This is a genomic window from Pseudomonas corrugata (assembly GCF_050920615.1).
Classification (GTDB): domain Bacteria; phylum Pseudomonadota; class Gammaproteobacteria; order Pseudomonadales; family Pseudomonadaceae; genus Aquipseudomonas; species Aquipseudomonas corrugata.
In genome coordinates this window covers 4848205-4867301 of record NZ_CP130434.1, presented here as the reverse complement: position 1 = coordinate 4867301, position 19097 = coordinate 4848205, and the positions used below count along the sequence as shown (strand labels likewise).

28 protein-coding genes are annotated in these 19097 nt (G+C 60.5%); 21 read left to right on the top strand and 7 right to left on the bottom strand.

All coding sequences use genetic code 11. The annotated features are described in order from the left end of the window. The 4 genes from QZH45_RS21530 to QZH45_RS21515 form a co-directional block, all read right to left on the bottom strand. On the bottom strand, positions 1–234 hold the full coding sequence (locus QZH45_RS21530; RefSeq protein WP_288912154.1) for a hypothetical protein: 234 nt from the start codon (positions 232–234) through the stop codon (positions 1–3). A gap of 74 nt (positions 235–308) precedes the next feature. Next, positions 309–674, bottom strand: a complete 366-nt coding sequence (locus tag QZH45_RS21525; RefSeq protein ID WP_288912153.1) for a hypothetical protein — start codon at positions 672–674, stop codon at positions 309–311. After that, positions 671–1150: a YmfL family putative regulatory protein gene (locus tag QZH45_RS21520; protein WP_432779750.1), complete on the bottom strand. Its 480-nt coding sequence runs from the start codon at positions 1148–1150 to the stop codon at positions 671–673. The genes QZH45_RS21525 and QZH45_RS21520 overlap by 4 nt, the downstream gene beginning before the upstream one ends. A gap of 29 nt (positions 1151–1179) precedes the next feature. Beyond that, positions 1180–1380, bottom strand: coding sequence for a DNA-binding protein (locus QZH45_RS21515; RefSeq protein WP_432780561.1), 201 nt, complete (start codon positions 1378–1380; stop codon positions 1180–1182). A gap of 92 nt (positions 1381–1472) precedes the next feature. On the opposite strand from QZH45_RS21515, the gene QZH45_RS21510 reads away from it, so the two are divergent. Both QZH45_RS21510 and QZH45_RS21505 read left to right on the top strand, forming a co-directional pair. After that, positions 1473–1820 (top strand): helix-turn-helix domain-containing protein, encoded by a 348-nt coding sequence (locus tag QZH45_RS21510; protein WP_354339676.1) that lies wholly within the window; start codon positions 1473–1475, stop codon positions 1818–1820. Between the two features lie 102 nt (positions 1821–1922). Next, a complete protein-coding gene (locus QZH45_RS21505) occupies positions 1923–2099 on the top strand; it encodes a hypothetical protein (RefSeq protein ID WP_354339655.1) in 177 nt (58 codons plus the stop codon). A gap of 64 nt (positions 2100–2163) precedes the next feature. Here QZH45_RS21505 and QZH45_RS21500 read toward each other — a convergent pair whose 3' ends face one another. From QZH45_RS21500 to QZH45_RS21490, 3 genes are all read right to left on the bottom strand, one after another. Then, complete coding sequence (locus QZH45_RS21500; protein WP_084571020.1) at positions 2164–2412, bottom strand: ogr/Delta-like zinc finger family protein; 249 nt, start codon at positions 2410–2412, stop codon at positions 2164–2166. Between the two features lie 65 nt (positions 2413–2477). After that, positions 2478–3356: a phage portal protein gene (locus tag QZH45_RS21495; protein ID WP_432780560.1), complete on the bottom strand. Its 879-nt coding sequence runs from the start codon at positions 3354–3356 to the stop codon at positions 2478–2480. Beyond that, on the bottom strand, positions 3268–5319 hold the full coding sequence (locus tag QZH45_RS21490) for a terminase large subunit domain-containing protein (RefSeq protein ID WP_432779749.1): 2052 nt from the start codon (positions 5317–5319) through the stop codon (positions 3268–3270). The genes QZH45_RS21495 and QZH45_RS21490 overlap by 89 nt, the downstream gene beginning before the upstream one ends. 162 nt (positions 5320–5481) lie before the next feature. On the opposite strand from QZH45_RS21490, the gene QZH45_RS21485 reads away from it, so the two are divergent. The 19 genes from QZH45_RS21485 (at position 5482) to QZH45_RS21395 (ending at position 19089) form a co-directional block, all read left to right on the top strand. Then, positions 5482–6408 (top strand): GPO family capsid scaffolding protein, encoded by a 927-nt coding sequence (locus QZH45_RS21485; RefSeq protein ID WP_432779748.1) that lies wholly within the window; start codon positions 5482–5484, stop codon positions 6406–6408. Position 6409: 1 nt separating this feature from the next. Then, positions 6410–7429, top strand: coding sequence for a phage major capsid protein, P2 family (locus tag QZH45_RS21480; RefSeq protein ID WP_432779746.1), 1020 nt, complete (start codon positions 6410–6412; stop codon positions 7427–7429). Then, a complete protein-coding gene (gene gpM / locus QZH45_RS21475; protein WP_432779745.1) occupies positions 7426–8151 on the top strand; it encodes a phage terminase small subunit in 726 nt (241 codons plus the stop codon). Before QZH45_RS21480 ends, gpM begins: the two co-directional genes overlap by 4 nt. Positions 8152–8249: 98 nt before the next feature. Next, positions 8250–8711 carry a head completion/stabilization protein gene (locus QZH45_RS21470; RefSeq protein ID WP_432779743.1) on the top strand — a complete coding sequence of 154 codons (462 nt, stop codon included), beginning with the start codon at positions 8250–8252 and terminating at the stop codon, positions 8709–8711. Further along, positions 8708–9160, top strand: coding sequence for a phage tail protein (locus QZH45_RS21465; RefSeq protein ID WP_204126901.1), 453 nt, complete (start codon positions 8708–8710; stop codon positions 9158–9160). Before QZH45_RS21470 ends, QZH45_RS21465 begins: the two co-directional genes overlap by 4 nt. Then, positions 9147–9830, top strand: coding sequence for a phage virion morphogenesis protein (locus tag QZH45_RS21460; RefSeq protein ID WP_432779742.1), 684 nt, complete (start codon positions 9147–9149; stop codon positions 9828–9830). The genes QZH45_RS21465 and QZH45_RS21460 overlap by 14 nt, the downstream gene beginning before the upstream one ends. An 11-nt stretch (positions 9831–9841) precedes the next feature. Beyond that, entirely contained in the window at positions 9842–10957 is a 1116-nt protein-coding gene (locus tag QZH45_RS21455; RefSeq protein WP_432779741.1) for a DUF2586 domain-containing protein, read from the top strand. A 6-nt stretch (positions 10958–10963) separates the two neighbouring features. Continuing rightward, the gene (locus QZH45_RS21450) at positions 10964–11416 is read left to right on the top strand and encodes a phage protein (RefSeq protein ID WP_313934329.1); all 453 of its coding nucleotides are present in this window, start codon (positions 10964–10966) and stop codon (positions 11414–11416) included. Next, positions 11416–11628, top strand: coding sequence for a TraR/DksA family transcriptional regulator (locus tag QZH45_RS21445; RefSeq protein WP_432779740.1), 213 nt, complete (start codon positions 11416–11418; stop codon positions 11626–11628). The genes QZH45_RS21450 and QZH45_RS21445 overlap by 1 nt, the downstream gene beginning before the upstream one ends. Continuing rightward, the gene (locus QZH45_RS21440; RefSeq protein WP_432779739.1) at positions 11625–11921 is read left to right on the top strand and encodes a hypothetical protein; all 297 of its coding nucleotides are present in this window, start codon (positions 11625–11627) and stop codon (positions 11919–11921) included. The genes QZH45_RS21445 and QZH45_RS21440 overlap by 4 nt, the downstream gene beginning before the upstream one ends. Then, on the top strand, positions 11918–12445 hold the full coding sequence (locus QZH45_RS21435) for a lysozyme (protein WP_432779738.1): 528 nt from the start codon (positions 11918–11920) through the stop codon (positions 12443–12445). Before QZH45_RS21440 ends, QZH45_RS21435 begins: the two co-directional genes overlap by 4 nt. Next, positions 12442–12969 carry a lysis system i-spanin subunit Rz gene (locus QZH45_RS21430; protein ID WP_432779736.1) on the top strand — a complete coding sequence of 176 codons (528 nt, stop codon included), beginning with the start codon at positions 12442–12444 and terminating at the stop codon, positions 12967–12969. The genes QZH45_RS21435 and QZH45_RS21430 overlap by 4 nt, the downstream gene beginning before the upstream one ends. Continuing rightward, the gene (locus QZH45_RS21425) at positions 12966–13256 is read left to right on the top strand and encodes a putative phage tail assembly chaperone (protein WP_123596360.1); all 291 of its coding nucleotides are present in this window, start codon (positions 12966–12968) and stop codon (positions 13254–13256) included. Before QZH45_RS21430 ends, QZH45_RS21425 begins: the two co-directional genes overlap by 4 nt. 23 nt (positions 13257–13279) lie before the next feature. Then, positions 13280–13420, top strand: coding sequence for a DUF6890 family protein (locus QZH45_RS21420; protein WP_039013052.1), 141 nt, complete (start codon positions 13280–13282; stop codon positions 13418–13420). A 5-nt stretch (positions 13421–13425) separates the two neighbouring features. Further along, on the top strand, positions 13426–15411 hold the full coding sequence (locus tag QZH45_RS21415) for a phage tail tape measure protein (protein WP_432779734.1): 1986 nt from the start codon (positions 13426–13428) through the stop codon (positions 15409–15411). Next, complete coding sequence (locus QZH45_RS21410) at positions 15408–15725, top strand: DUF2590 family protein (RefSeq protein ID WP_045154849.1); 318 nt, start codon at positions 15408–15410, stop codon at positions 15723–15725. Before QZH45_RS21415 ends, QZH45_RS21410 begins: the two co-directional genes overlap by 4 nt. Continuing rightward, positions 15722–16894, top strand: coding sequence for a baseplate J/gp47 family protein (locus tag QZH45_RS21405; RefSeq protein WP_432779732.1), 1173 nt, complete (start codon positions 15722–15724; stop codon positions 16892–16894). The genes QZH45_RS21410 and QZH45_RS21405 overlap by 4 nt, the downstream gene beginning before the upstream one ends. After that, positions 16891–17415 (top strand): phage tail protein, encoded by a 525-nt coding sequence (locus QZH45_RS21400; protein WP_039013060.1) that lies wholly within the window; start codon positions 16891–16893, stop codon positions 17413–17415. Before QZH45_RS21405 ends, QZH45_RS21400 begins: the two co-directional genes overlap by 4 nt. A 9-nt stretch (positions 17416–17424) precedes the next feature. Beyond that, on the top strand, positions 17425–19089 hold the full coding sequence (locus QZH45_RS21395; RefSeq protein WP_432779730.1) for a phage tail-collar fiber domain-containing protein: 1665 nt from the start codon (positions 17425–17427) through the stop codon (positions 19087–19089). Positions 19090–19097: the final 8 nt, after the last annotated feature.

Sequence of the window (19097 nt, the reverse complement as noted above, 5' to 3'; positions counted from 1 at the left end):
TTACTTCACTGCTTTGAGGCTGTGGGACAGGGCTGCCATAAGGCGTTTTTGCGCAGCCATTACCGGGACTTGGGCGAGGATCGCGCCGTGGCGTAGACCGTCCGCAACAAAGCGGAACTGATCGGCATACCAGTGTTCGTTGAGGCTCAAGCGATACTGTTCACGCAGGTTTGCCAGCAACGCTTCGGCCTCTGCTGGGGGCAGTTGTGTGGTGACAATTACGGCGTTTGCCATCGTTAAACCTCGATTTCGGGCGCAGCTCACCCAAACCCACGGGACGTGGGGCCGGCGATTGGTTGGGTTGGGTGTTAAGAGTTCGCGGAGCGCAAACGCACGTTGTCAGGGGCGTTCAGGATGCGTTCATAGATCAGGCTGACGGGAATGGACCAGCAGAGTCCCTTGATCGGATCCTTGATCACCACAACGGTGTCGCTGCTGTAATCCAGATCGAGGCGCTGGCGGAAGGCGATTTCCAGCAGCTCGATGTGGGCAAGGGAAGTCAGTTTGATTGCAACCGACTCAGCCACGTTGAAGCTGCTCACCAGGTGAATGACGGTGCGGTTGAAAAGCGCCGAGAGGTCGCCCAGGTGTTCGGCTTGATGACGCTCAAAGAATGCTAATGCGGCGTTCTGCATGCATTCCTGATAATCCAGGGTGTTGGTCTGAGCGTTCATTTGGCTTTCCCCGATTTGGCGCGGTAAAGATCGATGGCGGCATAGACTTCGGCGGTTCGTGCTGCCATGTGCAGCGTATGAGCGCTCTGTATTAACTCGGCTTCGACGTCTGTGATCACGCCGTCCTCAAGCGCCTGGGCAATGATCTGATCGACCGTGCCCCGTTTTGCCGAACTCTGCAAAGCTCGTGCGTACATCTCCACGTTGTCCAGATTTTCTGGATGGGTCATCGGTATAAACATGCCGCCGTACATTGCGGCCACGTAGTTGGCAAAGTGCTGGGTGCCAGTGACTTGTTCCAGCTGGAAAATCTGCACATCCGTCAAAGGGCGGCAGTTGTTGTTTTCATAGGCGTGATTATCAAACTTCTTGAGCGGCAGGCCGATTTGAGCAGCGGCGCATTCGCGGCCACCTTCGAAGGTGCAGATAATTGCCCTGACAACTTCGCGACGTGTTTTTAGAACCTGGCTTTCCATCTTCTGCTTTTCCCTCAGTGCTCTGGCTATTACTGTGCGATCACGCCGTCTTTGATACCGAGCAACACGGCGGCTCGGTGTGCCTCCCCACGGCGACCTTTGATCCGACCGTTCAATAGGTCGCTGACTAAATTTTTATTCAGGTCGTGCTGACGGCTGAACTCCGCGATGCTCACTCCCTTGCGATCAAGAGCGGCCCGGGCTTGCTCGGGTGTAATGGTGGCGGGCATCATGTCTACTCTGTTTGTTTGTGGTTGTTTCTGTTTGTCTGTGGCGATTCTTGGTCAAATATTTGATCAGGTCAAGTGTGGTGAATAAAAAAATGCTCATAGCTGACGGAGTGGGTGATCGCCTGAGGGAAGAGCGCGAGCGCTTAGGTTTGAATCAAACTGATTTTGGGTCGTTGGTGGGCGTCAGCCGTGGAACTCAGAAAAATTACGAGTTAGGCGCCAATTCATTGGACCTGCGCTATGTGTCCGCATTAGCGGAACACAAGATTGACGCGGGTTACGTACTATCTGGGCATCGGTCCCCGCCACCTAGTCAGGGATTGGATCCTGCAGAAGCGGATCTAGTCGAGCAGTTCAGGCGCCTACCTCCCGATGATCAAAAAACTGTGCGCCGGATCGTTAAGGCCATGGCTGCCGAGGCCGATGCGCAGTCAAATTAATTCTTGTAGCAATTTGCGTATCTCCGATGAAATAGCTGCGTCTGAGTGGGTATCCGTGCCCAGCACCGTCAGTTCAGCAAATGCAATAACGGAGCAGTACGCATGTTGGATCGCAAGAAATTGGAAAGCAGTTATCGCGACTCGGTTGGTTGTGAATGGCTGGAGCTGACAGATTTGGAAGTCCGCCTTATCAAGCTTTACCGACAGATATCTGAAAAAGACCGTAATCAGGTGCGACGCATCGCCGGCTATCTTGCTGAGCCTTCTGACATCGAATGATTGACCTGGCCTAACACTGAAAGCATGCGCCGGCTCTGTGTGGCCGGCGCTTTTTTTGATCGCATCAAGCAGCGCCAAGCTGATCGAACAGCTCCCGCTGTTTCGCCTTGGGCATTTCTCTCAAACGATCAAACAGCATTCTTTCGTAGGATTGAGCGGATGGGCTGAGCGTGTGCGAAAACGTCAAATTCGCTACCCAGGTGTGCCCGCATGTTGCGTCGAGGCACTGGCAATAAAGCTTTGCAAAATCCCGCGATAGTTCTTCCCTCGAAGCAATCCGACCCTTGTTTCCGCATTTGCATACAACTCTCATTGTGTCCCTCCCCAGGGCAGCCAATAGCCACTATTTTGTCACAGTTAGCAGTTGTAATTCCTTTATTAGACGTTAGGTGTAGTGTTATCAACTGTGTATGGCGCCTTGAGCCAGCTAATTTTCCTGTCTTCTCGCAGAGTGTCATTCAACTGGTTGAACAACTGACAGATCGGCCTAATTTCGTTGCTGGTGTACACGCGATCGATCTTTTCGATATCACCAAACCCGCCGTTGTTTTCCGGAATGATCCCGGCCAGGGCAGGGTTCATACGCCACGCCGCAATCACGTCATTACGGGTGATGTTCTTCACCTTCTCCAGCTCGTCTTTGGCCTGGAAGTCTCCCACGGGGATGATCTGGATCGCGTTTTCCTTGCCGTTGGGGATATTGACGAACATCGAACGGAAGTTGCCCACGCCCTTGCTGGCGCTGATCTGGGCGCGCAGGTTGTCTTCGTCTTCCTCGGTAAGGTCCGGGTCGTTGGTGTAGAAGATGTAGCCCGCGTGCGCGCCGTTGCTGTAGTAGCGCCGGCGGAACAGGGTCGCAGCTTCGTTGAGCAACAGAGCCTGCAGGCCGCCCAGGTAGTCGGGCACGCCGTAGATGTTCTGTTCCACGTCGTAGTCCAGGACGTGTTCGATTTCGTCCTGGTCGAAGTCCATGTACTTGCCGTCTGGCATCAACATCCTGAACCCGCCGTCCACCTTCACCCGCATGTTGATCGCCGGCAGGTGCTGCATCTCCAGCACCTCACCAAAGGCATTGGTATCGCGATAGAAATACGCCTCGCCGAACACCATGTAATCCAGGCTCGCCCGGCCCATGGTCTGCGTGCTGCAGCCCTCGGAAGGGATGAATTCACGCAATAGCAAGTTGCGTTTGAACTTGGGAATGGCGCCGTGGTGCGCGTTGGCGCGCAGCAGCTTGGCCAGGCCCGCCCGCGACACCGGCGGTTTGTAGATTTCGCCGTCGTCGCTGAGAAATACCCCCAGGTACTCGCCGATGTTGCCGGACAGCACCTGTTCGGGTTCCCCGAAGGTGAACGCCCGCATGGGCTGTGGCTGCCGCACCTGCTGGCTGGCATGGGGTTTTCTGTGTCGTGGCTTGGGCATTGTTTCCGCTCGTGACGTAGCGGCTGCGGCGCCGCTTGTTGTGGTTTAGGGGTTCATTGGCCAGGGCATGCATCACCGACCAGGCGATATCGGCGTGGCCGGTAGCATCGGTGCGCGAAGCGCTGTAGGTGACCTGGCCGCTGGTGGTGGTGCCCCGCTTGATGGTCAGGAACGCCTGGGCGATGTCGGTCCAGCCGGCGTCCCACTCGATGCGACTGCCCTGGATCGTGTCCTGGGCCTTGAGTACCAGGGTGTTTTTGGTCTCAAGGCTGTAATGGATCGGCGTGGCCTTCGCGTAGAAGTCGCGCACCAGGTCGAACACGCCATATCCCACACCGGTGATATCGATACCGATGTGCTGCACGTTGAAACGCTCGGTTAGTTTTTTGACCTGGGCAGCCTGGTAATTGAACGAATGCCCCCGCCAGCTGTGTTTTTCCAGGATGCGGAATTTCGCCCCGGGTTCCAGCGGCGGGGCGACCACTACACAGGTAGCGTCGTCGCGGGTGCGGCTCGGATCGTAGCCAAGCCACACCGGGCTGTTGCCGAATGGCCGATCCAGTTCCGGGTTGTAGTCTTCCCACAACGACAGGTCGGAATAGCAGCGTTCCAGGTCCTTGAGGCTGAACGCGCTCTGGCTGCTGTCGATGAACTTGCAGTAAAACAACTGCTGGAATTTGTCTTCGTCGTACTCCAGCTGCAGCTGTTCCAGGTCGAACAGATCGCAGCCGCCAGCGATGGCGTCGTCCAGAGTAATGGTCTTGCGCCACTGACCATCGGGGCACAGCGCGCCCTGGGTGTAGGACGCCTCGGTGGGCCAGGTGCCGCCGGCCTTCTTGCCGCGTTTGCTGTTGCGGAATTCCTCGCCCGACCAGAACGGGTACGCCTGGTGCGACACAGCGCTGGGCGTCGAGAAATATGTTTTTCGCCACTTCTTGTGGGTGCCCATGGCGCTGGCCACGGTGCTGAGTTTGTCGAAGTCACGTATCCAGAAATATTCGTCGACGTAGACGTGGCCATGGTAGCCCTGGGCGGTGCTGCTGTTGGTGCTGAGAAAGCGCAGCTCGGCGCCGTTGCTGAGTGTGATCGGGTTGCCGGTCAGCTCAATATCGAACCATTGCTTGGCGAACTGGATGATGTAGCTGCGGAAAATCTCCGACTGCGAGCGGCTGGCCGACAGGAACACCTGGTTGTCGCCGCTGAGTACGGCGTCCATAAATGCTTCGCCGGCGAAGTAGTAGGTCAGACCGACCTGGCGGCTTTTCAGGATATTGCGGATCCGGCATGTCAGCGGGTTTTGCTTGGCTGCGAACAGCTCCTGCTGATAGCGGTACATCTTGCTGATGAACTTATCCAGGAAGTCGACTTCGGTCAGCCCGCTGATGTCGTTCTTCACTTTCTTTTCGCGTTTCTTCCCTCCGCTATCGCCACGGCCCGAACGTTCGCCACGCGCACCCTGGCGGCGTTCCTGTGGCTCGTCTGCAGATTCCCCGGCTGGCGCTGGCGACGGTTTGACCGCTTGCTTTAACAGGCGCTCGCGAACGGTGGTCAGCCGGTCCAGCTCGTTGAGTTCGTCCTTGGTCAGGCTGCTGGCTTTGTCCAGGAGTAGGGTGATTCGCCGGCCGACGGCCGTTAGCGGTTCTTCGTCCGACAGCATGTCTTCCCACCCGCCCTGGCGGATCCAGTAGTAGACGATTCGGATGTTGGGCAGGTTGAGCTGCGCCTGAATTTCCTTGGCCTTACAGCGGCGTAGAAACAGGCGTTTGGCGGCTTCTTTAACTTCGGTCGAGTAGTACATGAGCCGCAGTCTATGCGGCGAAAACGTTGGAAACGTGGGGTTAAATTCCGGGATTCACCTATATCGCGAATATAGGAGGAACGCGCATTTGAACCGTTTGTTGGGGGCTTTGCAGCTCCCTATCGTGGCGGCTCATTCAACGATTGAGCGCAGTTATCGCCCATGCCCCGTTCCCTTGTTTCGTTCTGGAAACGCGTCGCCACCAGTGGCCCGACCATTGATGGCCGAGTGATCCTTCCCCAGGAATTGCGCGATATCGCTGAGACCTACAGCACTGCCAAATACACCGCTTCGATCTGGTCCGAACATGAACGCTGGCCAGGTTCCTACGGCACCGTTTATGCGGTGCGCCTGGTGGAGGAGGGCGAAGGTCTGGAGCCTGGCCAGGTCGCGTTGGAAGCCCAGCTGAAACCGAATGACAAGCTGCTCGCACTCAACGACCAGGGCGAGAAATTGTTTTCCAGCATCGAGATCCTGCCGGACTTTGCCAACACCGGCAAAGCCTATCTGGTCGGCTTGGCGGTGACTGATTCACCGTCGAGCCTTGGCACCCAAGAACTCTATTTCTCCCGCAAAACCGGTCAACCGGTCCACTTCGCGGCCTCTGTCCCCCTTGGCTCCCTGCGTGACGAAGAGCCGCAAGGCGACATGGCCAAGCTGTTCAGCATGTTCACGGGCTTATTCAAGCGCTTCGGCCTTGAAGAGCGCACCACCGAAGTCCCCCCGCAATCCACAACCGAGACCGAACCCCCTATGGATGAAGCTACCGCAACGGCCTTGAAAGCCCTGCTGGCTCAACTGCTGATTGTCGCTGCTGGCATTCAGGCAGTGATTGAGCCCGTCGCTGAAGAGGCACCAGAGCCCGAAGCCGCGCCGATTGATGACGTGCAGGCCGCCGTCGATGACATCGTGACCACCGCCGAGGATGAACGTGAGTTCAGCCGCAAGGACGGCGCGACGAATAAGACATTGCTGGCAAACATGGCCGCCCTGCAAAAGCAGTTCAACGAGCTGAAAAATACCCCCAATGGTCGCCACCTGCCGCGCAATCCCGGCCCGGTAACCACCACCAAAAAGCGGGTGCTCTGACATGGCCCATTCACTGAGCGCCTTCGGCGCCAAGATGTACGCCGAACTGCAGTTGGCCATCGCTGAAAGCTATGGCGTGGAGTTGGCGAGCAAGCACTTTAGCGTCGATCCAACCATTGCCCAAGAACTGAATGACGCGATCACCGCGAAGTCCGACTTCCTGGAGCGGATCAACGTCATCCCTGTCAGCGAGATCAAGGGCCAGAAAGTCTTCATCGGCGTGTCGGGCCCGGTCACTGGCCGTACCAACACCAAGACCACCGATCGCGAAGCCAAAGATGCGTCGTCGCTGGATCAGGACACCTACGAGCTATCGTCGACCGAGTCCGATGTGGGCTTGCCCTACGCGAAAATCGACGCCTGGGCCAAGTTCCCTGACTTCCACCAGCGCTATTCCGCTGCCGTGCAAAAACAGATCGCGCTGGATCGCATCATGGTCGGTTTTCATGGCACCCACGCGGCGGTGCAAACCGACATCGAGCAGTACCCGATGCTGCAGGACGTCAATAAAGGCTGGCTGCAACAGGCCCGGGAACAGATCCCGGCCCAAGTGCTCAAGGAAGGCAAGGTTGCCGGCAAGGTTACCCTCGGCGCCGGTGGCGACTACGCCAACCTCGACGCCCTGGTGCATGACACCAAGCAGTTGGTGGACGAGCGTCTGCGCGATGCCGGCGACCTGATCGCAATCATCGGCACCGACCTGCTGGCCGCTGACAAGGCCAAGTTGTATTCGAAGCAGGGCGACACTCCGACCGAAAAAGAGCGCATCGAAGAAGCCCAGGTGATTGCCACCTACGGCGGCTTGCCGAGCTTTAGCGTGCCGTTCTTCCCGGTCAACGGCGTGGTGGTCACCAGTTGGGACAACCTGTCGATCTACTTCCAGGACTCCAGCTGGCGTAAGCAGACCATCGAAAATCCCAAGCGCTCCCGCGTCGAGGATTACAACAGCCGCAACGAAGGTTACGTGATCGAGCAGCTGGAAAAGTTCGCCATGACCGAAAACGTGGAGCTGGTCGCGTGAGTCTGGCCCTTGCGCACAAGCGCCGCACCATCGCCTTGGGAGGCGCCGCCATTACGGCGGCTGCCGTCTCCGCAGCTCTTCCTTACTCGCCAGCGGAAGCCCTGAACAGCCCAGCCAATGCGCGCAAGCATTTGATGCTGCAGGAAGCGGCGCTGGACCAGGACCTGGCGCGCATCAGCGCCATCAACGGCCTGGCCGGGCGTCAGGCACTCAAGCGCGAAGAACTGCTACCCAAGTACCAGGAGTACGTACAGCGCTACTGCGAATCGGGGCTGAATTTCCCCAATCGCGTGGCGGTGCAGGTCTTGATCTGGCTGTTCGACACCGCCCAGTTCGATGACGCCCTGGAACTGGCGGACTTCCTGATGGAACAGGGTCAGCAGATGCCGGAGCGCTTCAAGCGCCGCGACATTCAGACCTTTGTGGCCGACGCCGTATGTGAGTGGGCCTACGCCGAATACAACGCCAGCCGCAGCCCGGAGCCCTATTTGTCCGACCTGTTGCCCCGAGTTGACGGCGAATGGCAACTGACGGAGCAGATCCCGAGCAAGTACCACAAGTTGATCGGCATGCGCGCCATGGAGGCCGAACAGTGGGAAATCGCGCTCAAGCATTTGGAACGATCCACCGAGCTGTACGCCCAGGCTGGCAACAACACGCGCATCGAGAAGGTCCGCAAGGCGCTGGCAAAACAAACGGCCGCTAACCCGGCCTCCGAATAACCGACTACCCCCCCCAGCGGGGACCTGTGGAAGTGAGCCGCCCAGTTATGGACCGTCCCACTGAAAACAGGCTCCCCGCCCTATTTGAGCGGCCAGCAATGAGTTTTTCCGGGAGACCCACCACCTTTGTGGAACAGACGATCGAGAATGACGGCTTCTGGCCGGACCTCTCCGTGTCCGAATTCCAGAAGGAGCAACGCTTGCCGGCGGAGTACCTGGTCGAGCTGCTGGTCGACGCGTTGAACACTGCCATGGTCGAGGTCAATACGGACCTGACCAAGTGCAAAGCCCGCTGGCAGGCCAACGGTATTAAGCGTGTCGAGTCCGCGGATTCCACGCTGCTGCCGGAACGTGCCTTCCAGGTGAAGCTGTACAAACGCGCGGTGTACTGCCGCGCCAAGGGTAACTCGCTGCCGCAATTCCCCACCGTCACCCGTCGTGAAAGCGCGGAAAACACCGGCAAGGAAGCGCCCGAGCGTGCCGAAACCTTCTTGGCTTTCAGCCAACAGGCCGTGCGCGCCCTGCAGGGCCGTGGCCGCATCACGGCGGCGCTGCTATGACCAAGCTGCAAAGCCTGACTGCCTATCTGCTGGACCGCCGTCTGGTCGAGCCTGAACAGCTCGACAGCTGGACGGAGCAGGTCACGCTTAACCTGGTCTGGAAGCCCGACGTGGACGGCATGCACCTGGGCGATATGCGCTACCGCGCCGCGATCATCCTGGAGCGCTTCGCCGACCATCCGGCACGGCTAATGGCCTTGGTCGGCAGTTGGTTGGAAACCCACGACCCGGACCGCGATCGGCACGAACTGCCGGCGCCGCTGTTCGCCGTCGAGCCCTTGGACAATGACCTGTTCGACGTGGAACTCACCCTGGAATTCGTCGAACCGCAATACCTGGCCGAAGACCCGGCCGGCGAGATCCAGGCCTTCGGCAAGACCTGGGCATTCGTTCCTTTTGATCTGTGGATCGCTGAGCGCGGCGAGGTGGCCACCGATGGCCGGGCGTAGCACGTTCGAACTCGACGTACGCGGCCAACTGGGCGTGCGCGAGCAGTTGGCGCTGCTGAGCCTGCCGCCGAAACTGCGCCGTCGGTTGCTCAACCAGGTGACCAAGCGCGTGCGGACGATGAGCCGCAAGCGTGTGCGCGATCAGCAGAACCTGGACGGCTCACCCTTCGCACCCCGTAAGGGCGACGGCAAGGGCAAAAAGAAGATGGAAGCCGGTCTGGCCAAGCTGATGGTGGTCACCCGGTTGAGCGCCGACGAGGCGGAACTGGGCTGGAAAAACGCCCTGACCCGTTGGGTCGCGACTCAACAGCACAACGGCGTCAGTGAGCGCCGCACCGCCGCGCAGATGCGCCGCTGGAACAAGACCGCCCCGGGCTTAGCTGCCACCGCCAAGCAGGCCAAGCGCCTGCGCCGGCTGGGCTTTCGCGTGCGCCAGGCTGGCAAGAAGACGCTGTCCCGGCCGTCTGTGGCGTGGATCCAGGAACATGTGAATTACGCCCAGGCCGGGCTGTTGATTCGCATCCTGGACGACGAACGCAACGAGTCCAGCGGCGCCCAGAGCTGGGAAATCACCCTGCCGAAACGCCAGTTCATCGGCGCCAACACCCAACGCGACACCAGCCTGCTGATCAACCACGTGTTGCAACAAATCCTAACTTCACCCCGCTAACGAGGCATTGCATGGCACTCGGTCAAGTCACCGTCGACAATCTCAATCTGGGCCAGGGTGCCGTAACAGAGATTGAGCGCTACTTCCTTTTCATTGGCCCCGCCGGCAAGAACGTCGGCCAGTTCATCCCGCTGAACACCGACAGCGACCTGGACACGGCCCTGGGCATTCCGGCAAGCGACCTGAAAACCCAAATCAACGCCGCCCGCCTCAACGGTGGCCAGCGCTGGGCCTGTGTGGCGGCCCCGATCGGCGCCGAAGGCAATTGGTCCGAAGCCCTTGAGAAAGCCCAGCAGCAAGGTATCTCGGTAGAAGCGGTGATCATCACAAAACCGGCCACCACATCGGCCGAATTCACCGCCATGCATGATGCCGCTGTTGCCCTGAACAACACCTACGGGCGCCGCGTGTTTGTGATGGCCGCCACTGCGGGCATCACCGCCGAGCAGACCTGGGCGCAATACGTTGCCGAGCAGCAAGCCCTGGTGGCCAACGTGGCAGCGCCGCGAGTCCTGGTAGTACCGCAACTGCATGGCAATGACCTGGGCATATTGGCCGGACGCCTGGCCAACGCCGCCGTGAGTGTTGCCGACAGCCCGATGCGCGTGGCCACCGGCCCAGTGCTGGGGCTTGGCCCGGTGCCGATTGACGGCGACAAGGTGCCGCTGCCCTCGGCCGTGCGCAGTGAACTGGACCGCGCTCGGTACTCCGTTTCGCAGACCTACCCGGACTACCAGGGTGTGTACTGGGGCGACGGCAACATGCTCGACACCCCTGCCAGTGACTTCCAGGTCGTGGAATACCTGCGCATCACCGACAAGGCCGCTCGCCTGATCCGGCCACTGCTGATTCGCCGGGTAGGCGATCGCCGGTTGAACAGCACGCCCAACAGCATGGCGGTCAACACCAACCAACTGATGGCCCCTCTGCGCGCTATGGCCAAGTCCACCACGTTCAATGGCGAAGTGTTCCCCGGCGACATCGAGCCGCCGAAGGACGGCGACCTGGTGCTGAGCTGGCTGAGCAAAACCAAGGTGGCGGCCTACATCAAGCTCAAACCCCTCAATTGCCCGAAAGACCTCACGGCGAACATCGCCTTGGATCTTTCCACCGACAAAACGGAGTAACGCGCCATGGCAAAGATTGGCGGCAAGAACTTCGACGTGAGCCTGGGCGACCTGTCGCTGCACGTTGAGAACTGCACCCTGGATATCACCGACAACTCGGCCGTGGCCCAAACCCGGGGCGTGCCCGATGGCACCGTGGACGGCGACGTGGCCGCCGCCGGCGAGTTCGAACTGGATACCACCAACTTCAATCTGCTGATCGACGCAGCGCGATCGGCGGGCAGTTTCCGCGCCCTGAAGCCCTTTGACGCGGTGTTCTTCGCCAAGGCCGGCGAGGACGAAGAACTGCGCGTGGAGGCGTTCGGCTGCAAGGTGAAGATTTCCAGCCTGTTGGCGATCGATCCGAAGGGCGGCGAGAAGGCCAAGCACAAGGTGCCGTTCGACGTCACCAGTCCGGACTTTATCCACATCAACGGCGTTCCGTACCTCGACGCTACCGAGATTGAGGGGCTGCGCTGATGGTGGATTGGTTCGACCGCGCCCAGGAACTTGAGCAGCGCCAACGTGACCAGGCGATTCAAGCCCAGCTGCGCCAGCCTCGGCCGGTCGGGCCAAGCCTGACCCACTGCCAGGACTGCGACAACGAAATCCCGGTGGCACGCCAGACCCTGGGCGGAATGACCCGCTGCGTCACCTGCCAGAGCGGCTACGAAAAGAGAAAGCGCACATGACGACTGAAGCCGTTCGCCTCGGATCGATGGAACAGAAACTGGCGGTGATCGAACACCGATTGAGTGAACTGGAGGACCGCCACGAAACCGTACCCACGCGCGTGACCAAGCTGGAGCAGGGTTTTGAGCACATGGCCGGGCAGCTCTCTGAACTCAACGCTGGCCAGCAGACGCTGACGGTGGCGGTGAATGACATTGCTTCGAAGGTTGGCCGTTTGCTGACCATCCTGACGTTGCTCGGTGCAGCACTGCAAATGGTCGTGCCAGCAGTGCTGCGGGTGTGGTTCCCATGAGCCTTCGCGGAAAAATCCAGGCCGGGGCCCTGGCGCTGGCCAGCGCCCCGCTGGTGGTCTTCCTGGGCACCTGGGAAGGCAATGGCCAGAACACCGTCTATGCGGACAAGCTGGCCGGTGGGCTGCCCACCGTCTGCAAAGGCATCACCCGCCACACCAGCCCCTTCCCGGTGGTGGTCGGCGACTACTGGTCACCCGATCGGTGCACCCAGGTGGAGCAACTGGTGATCAGCAAGGGGCAACTGCAGCTGGCTGACTGCATCACCAACCAGGACGTGGACCAGAACACGTTCGATGCCTTGAGCAGCCACGCGCACAACGTCGGTACGCCCAGCACCTGCGCCAGTCGGGCGGTAGGACTTATCAACGCCGGCCGCATCGCTGACGGCTGCCGGGCGCTGGCCTGGGCGCCGGACGGGAGGACTCCCGTCTGGTCGTTTGTCACCGACGCCCAGGGCCGCAAGCGGTTCATTCAAGGCCTGCACAACCGCCGACTGGCCGAAATGGAGCTGTGCCTGAAATGAGCCTTTCCCCATTGCGCCTGGCACCGTTCCTTCTGCTGGCCGGCCTGGTGGCCTGGCTGGCCTTTGATTCGGTCCAGGACCAGCGCGACGACGCCCGGCGCGAGCGGGACAGTGCGCAATGGGAAGTGGCCGGCTTGCGTGAAGCGGCCCGCGTCACCGGCGAAATGCTCGCCGAGCGGGACGCGATCGATCAACGAAACACCACGGAACTGACCCATGCACTTACTGAAAACGAACGCCTGCGCCGTGCTGTTGACACTGGCGGTCAGCGGTTGCGCGTCAATGCCACCTGCCCCGCGTCCGGACCTGTGCCCACCGCCGCCGGCACCACCCGCGTGGCTGATGCAGGAGGCGCCGAACTCGCTGCAGACGCTCGACCGGATTATTTCACCCTCCGAGATCAGCTTGCCCTCAGCCGGCAAATGATTCTCGGCCTGCAGCAATACGCAGCCGGAGTTTGCCAGCGATCGCCGGCACACCAGGCCAACACCTCAACCCAACTCAACAAGAGATCCACCCCATGAGCCAACAGAACACCGAAATCACCCTGGAAATCGGCGACCAGGAATTCACTTTCAACCTGACCCCGGCTGACGTGACCAAGTACTTCAACGCCCTGACCCAGACCAACAAAGTCGCCCCGGGCAACAACCTGCTGATGACGACCGTGCTGCAGGAACAAAAGGCCGTCCTGAAACCCTTGCTGGCCAACCCGGTGATGGTGATGCAGCTCGCCGGCGCGCTCCTCGAGGAGTACGCCCCCAATGTTGAGGTGATCGTAAAAAAGCGCTCGAGCACGCTGAGCGCCTAAGCGAAAACGGCCTGGGCCAGCTGATGGCCCTGACGAACCGCTGGCTACCTGGAGCCGAACCCACGCCCGAGGCGATGGGAACGGCCAAGTGGCTGGAGGACGAACACTGGAGACGCATGGAATTTGCCGTGGCTAACGGCATTGCCCTTGCGCTGAACGGGTAACGACATTGGCAGACCGTAGCGCCAGCCTGGCTTTCATCCTGAGCCTGACCGATAAGGTCACCGCGCCCCTGGGCAAAGTGAAAATGGGCTTTTCCGAGCTGGCCGACCAGAGCGAAAAGCACATCAAGACCATCGGCCTGGGCTTGGGTGGGCTGACGGCGGGCGTGGTCGGGATCCGCGAGTCCATGGAGCCGGCCCTGGAGGTCAACCGCGCCCTGGGCGACGTTCGATCGTTGGGCGTGGCCGAAGATGCGTTGTCATCGCTCAATGCCAAGTCCCTGGAGTTCGCGGTGAACTACGGCGAGAACGCCCAGGAGTTCGTGGCCTCGGCGTACCTGATCGAGGGCGCCATCAAGGGCCTGGCCGGTAACCAACTGGCCGTTTTCACCAACACCAGCAACCTGTTGGCCAAGGCCACCAAAACCGACGCCGAAACCATGGGCGAATACGTCGGCACGCTCTACAACCTGCAGAAGTCCCAAGCCGATGCGATGGGTAAGGGCGTATGGGTCGAAAGGCTCGGCGGCCAGACGGCACTGGCGGTACAGCTGTTTCGCACCAGCGGCGCGGCGATGAAGGACGCTTTCAAGGAGGCGGGCGCCATTGCCACGACGGCCGGCGTGGATCTGGCCGAACAGATGGCGGTGATCGGCACCCTGAGCAGCACCATGGAAGGCGGCGATGCCGGGGGACGCTACAAGGCATTCTTCGAAAACATCGGCGCCGCCTCGGACAAACTGGGCATCAAGTTCACCGACCAGCAAGGCAAGATCCTGCCCATGATGACCATCCTGGACAAGCTCCAGGGCAAGTTCGGCGACCTGACCAGCGCCTCGGCCGGGGCCAAGCTGCTGGAGGCCTTCGGCGGCGAAGGCGCCCAGGTGATCGGCGCACTGGCCAAGGACACCAGCCGGTTGCGCAACGGCATTGAGCAGTTGGGCAAGGTGCGCGGCCTGGAGAACGCCGAGAACATGGCCAGGGCCATGGTCGATCCTTGGCAACAGTGGGCGTCCCTGGTCGAAGTCATGCGCGTGGTGTTCGGCCAGGTGCTGATTCCGGTGCTCACACCGTTCATGAACCGCATGATCGAGATCGGCAAGACCTTGGTGCGCTGGTCGCAGCTGTTCCCCAACATCACCCGCGTGATCGGCATCACGGCGCTGACCATCATGGGCATCGTGGCGGCCCTGTCATTGCTCACCGTGGTGGTGGGGGTATCCAGGATGACCTGGATGGGCCTGGTGTCGATCTGGAAAGTCGTCCAGTTGCTGAACCTGCGCACCGTCGCCGGCTTCGTCCTGCAGAAGCTGGCAATCCTGGCTTACATGACCGTGGTCTATGCCTTGAGCGCCGGCCTGGCGCTGGTGCGCGGCGCCATGCTGCTTTGGCAGGGCGCCATCTGGCTGGTCAATGCTGCGCTGTTGGCCAACCCGGTGGTGTGGATTGTGGTGGCCATCGTTGCCCTGGTCGCGATCGTTGTGGCGGCCGTCTACTACTGGGACGAATGGACCACGGCCCTGATGAACACGGCCGCGTTTCAATTCGTTGCCGAGCAGTTCCAGAAGCTTTCCGACTGGTTCGACGCCATGGGCGGCTGGTCAGGCATGGCCCGGGCCGCCTGGGACAGCATCGTTAGCATTTTCACTCAAGCCGTGAACGGCGTGATCGAGCTGCTGAACAGCATCCCGGGCGTGAACATCGAAGCGCGCTTCGGTGGCATGCCCGAGGTGCCCGGCGTCGATGCAGCGACCAACGCCGCTGACACTGCCAACGCCGCGCAGAAAGCCCAGCAGACCATCAACGCGGCCATCCCCAGCCTTTCCCCGGCGCGTCCGGCAGCGGTGCCGCCTGGTGGCCTGCTGACAAGCATTCAGAACAACAGCAGCAACCAGAACAAGGGCACGCATGTGGAGAACGTGAATATCCACACCGGCAAGGCAATGACGCCGCTGGAAATGGAAAACATGGTGGCCATGGCGGTGGGCGGATGAGCGAGTACGTGGATCTGTTGATTGTGGACAACGACCTGGCCCTGGATCCGTCGCGTCAGCCGCAACTGATCGATGACCGCGCATGCATCGCCCAGGACATCGCCCACATGATCCGCGACAGCGGGCTCCTGGTCGTCTTGGTCGCCGAGCGTGATCGGTTGCGTCAACGCGACTGCATCCAGCAGCTGGAGCTGTTGGTGGAGGACGACGAACGCCTGGTGCCGGGCACGGCACGCATTACCCAGCAGGAGCCTGGCGTCTACCTGGTCACGGCCAAAACCCTGAAATTCGGATCGATTGAGGTAAGTCTGTGAGCGTCGATTTTAAAAAGGTGATCGCCGAGACGGGCATCCCCACCACGGAGGCTGGCCTGAAAGCCGCCTGGGAAAAGGAAGTCGAAGCCCAGGGCGCCAAGGTGGCCAACACCAGCAGCTATTCGCCGTTCTGGCGGGTGATGACGGCCCTGGTCACCAAGCCGGTGCTGTGGCTGCTGGATTTCCTGTGCTTGACTGTCCTGCCCAACTTTTTTGTCAAAACAGCGGAAGACGCCTGGTTGGACACGCTGGCTTGGGCGGTTAACGTCGAACGCAAAGGGGCAACTAAAGCCCAAGGCAAAGTCCTCTTCACGCGGACCACACCTGACGGCGTGATGGATCTGGAAAAAGGCATTGTGGTGCAGTCAGCCGCGATCAACGGCAACGTTTACCAGCTCATTACGACCGCCGCCGCGACCTTCCAGCAGGGGCAACTCCAACTTGAAGTGCCGGTGGAGGCGCTCGAATCTGGCAGCGGTTTTAACCTTGCACCTGGTTACTACGCCATCTTGCCGGTCCCGGTACCGGGCATCGTCCAGGTGGTCAACAGCGACGGCTGGCTGGAATCACCTGGTGCAGATCCGGAGCCCAACGACCAGCTGCGCCTGCGGGTGCGCAACCAGTTCTCGGCGGTGAACCAGTGGCACACCGATGCCGTTTATCGCGCCATGATTTCCGCTTTCCCGGGCGTACGGCCGGATGGCGTCTACTTCGAACACGGCGCACCACGCGGACCAGGTAGCGCAAACGCCTATGTGCTGTTCGATGCCGGCGTACCGGCCAGCAGTTACCTGGACCAGATCAATGCGCACATCCGCGACCAGGGCAACCACGGCCATGGCGACGATCTGCTGGCCATGGTCATGCCTGAACAAATGATCAGTTTTCAGGTAAACGTCTGGCCCTTTGCCAACCAGACGCCGGCGCAGATCGCCGACCTCACGCACGAAATCGAATTATTTGTGCGAGCCGCATTCCGCGAAAGCACGCCTCGGGACTACCAGCCCACGCTCACTTATCCCCAATCGCGATTCAGTATCAGCCGCTTGGCGCAGGAGCTGCACGAGCAGTTCCGGGGTATCGAGTCCGTCAAGTTTGTGCCCATGGGGGATATCGTCAGCGGGCTGTCGATCCCCCGGCTGCAGAGCCTGAAAGTGGTGATCCTTTGATCAAGCTCAAGTTGCCGTTCTGGCTTGAAGGCACCGAGCTTTCCAAGCTCACTCAGGCCGCCCAGGCCTGGTGGGAAACCGTCACCGGTTGGCTGCGTTGGCCTTACTCGCAGATTGATCCTGACACCTGCCACATGAGCATCCTCGACCTGTGGGCCTGGCAGCGCGACGTCACGCGTTTTCAGGGCGAGCCCGAGGCCTTGTTTCGCCTGCGAGTGAAGTACGCCTTCATCAACTCCGTGGACGCCGGCAGCACCGCGGGGATGAAGCGCATTTTCGAGCGCCTGGGCGTGGGCTATGTCGAGATCGAGGAGCGTCAACCCGACCGGGACTGGGACGTTATCCAGCTCAAGTTCAGCAATACGCAGTTGTCGCTCAACCCTGAATTGCTGCGTGTTTTGATCCAGCAGTACGGCCGAACGTGCCGACGTTATGACTTCGTGACCATCACCCCCATGGCCCTACAAATCGCCGTGGTGGACTTCAACGACGACCAGCAAACGCTGGTTGCCAGCCTGTAGGAGCGCACCGTGAGCGCCAATATCACCCTGGCCGGCGAAAGCCAAATAGCCCTTAAGCAAAGCCAAAGAAAGCCGCTGATCATCAGCAAATTTATCTTCGCCAATGTGCCCGGGCTGGACCCAGTCGCACCGATTGATCGCGCTGCTGGCAAGCCGCCGGCGGCGCAGATCGTTCATGTGTACAACATTCCCGCGCAGAACGCCGGCTACGTGAACCCTAACCAGGTGGTGTACAGCGCGCAGCTGGGGTCGGACGTCGGCGACTGGAATTTCAACTGGATCGGCCTGGAGGATGAGGACGGGGTGCTGTGCGCTGTGTCCACCGTGCCGTTACAACAGAAACGCAAAAACGTGCCGCCGCTCCAGATCGGTAACAACGTCACCCGAAACTTTCTGCTGGCCTTTGACGGCGCCATGGCTTTGACCGGCATCACCATCGATGCCAGCACCTGGCAGCATGACTTTACGGTGCGTCTGGCCGGCATCGATGAGCGCGAGCGCTTGAACAATCGCGAGCTGTACGGACGCGCCTGTTTTTTTGGCAGCTCGCTGGCCTTCACAAGGATTGTGGGCGAGTACCAATTGAATCCAGGCACCGCCTACATCGAAGGCATCCGGGTGGTCCTGGACAAACCGCTACCGATCAGCGGCATCATCCCGTCGGGAAAAATCTGGTTGGACGTGTGTCTGGAGCGCCGACTGAACGACCGAGTGACCAGCTGGAAGCTGGCCTACGGCGACCAATCGGACTACACCGACGCCGCCGGCGCACGCCATTACTGCGTGCAGATCGCCAACTTTGTTTCCTCAACCAACATCGTCGATATGAGAACGACGGAGCCCGTCCCCGGCCCGTTAATTCAGTACCTGGCAGCGCGCAACGGTGACTATGTGCAGTTGCGCGCCCGGGCGACCACCAAAGAGGACGTGGGCCTGGGTAACTTGCCCAATGCCAAAAGCGATGACCCCGCCACCAACAGCAGCCAGATCCTGGCCACCACGGCCGCGCTGAACAAACTGAATCAGCAAATCGGCGAGCCCATGGTGGGCATGGTCGCGGCCTTCGCCATGAGCGCCGCACCGGCAGGCTGGCTCAAGTGCAACGGTGCAGCGATTTCTCGGACCACCTTCGCAAAGCTCTTTGAGAGACTTTCTACCTATTACGGCGCGGGTGACGGCTCGACGACGTTCAACCTGCCCGATATGCGGGGGCTGTTCCCCCGGGGCTGGGACGACGGGCGCGGCATCGATGCCGGCCGGTCGTTCGGCACCTTCCAGGACATGCTCCTGCAAACCCATACCCATACTGCGTCGGCCGCTGCTGTGGCCAACCACGTCCACAGCGCATCGACGGATGCTCAGGGCCAGCACACGCACGCAGCATCGACTGACACCAAAGGCGAGCACACGCACGCCGGCAACGTAGTCGGCGCTTTGATCAACGTTAACGGCGGCGTGGAGGAAGGGCAGGCCCATCCGAACAGACCTGTTTCCGCTCTGCCTGCCGCTGGCGGGCATGCTCACAACGTCACCGTGGCTGCAGCTGGTTCACATGCGCATAACGTCGCGATCGGGGCTGCAGGTGGGCATACCCACGCCCTGACGGTCGCGGCTACCGGCGGCACGGAAACCCGACCGAAGAACATGGCCCTTCTTTTCTGCATTAAGTATTGAGATCAAGC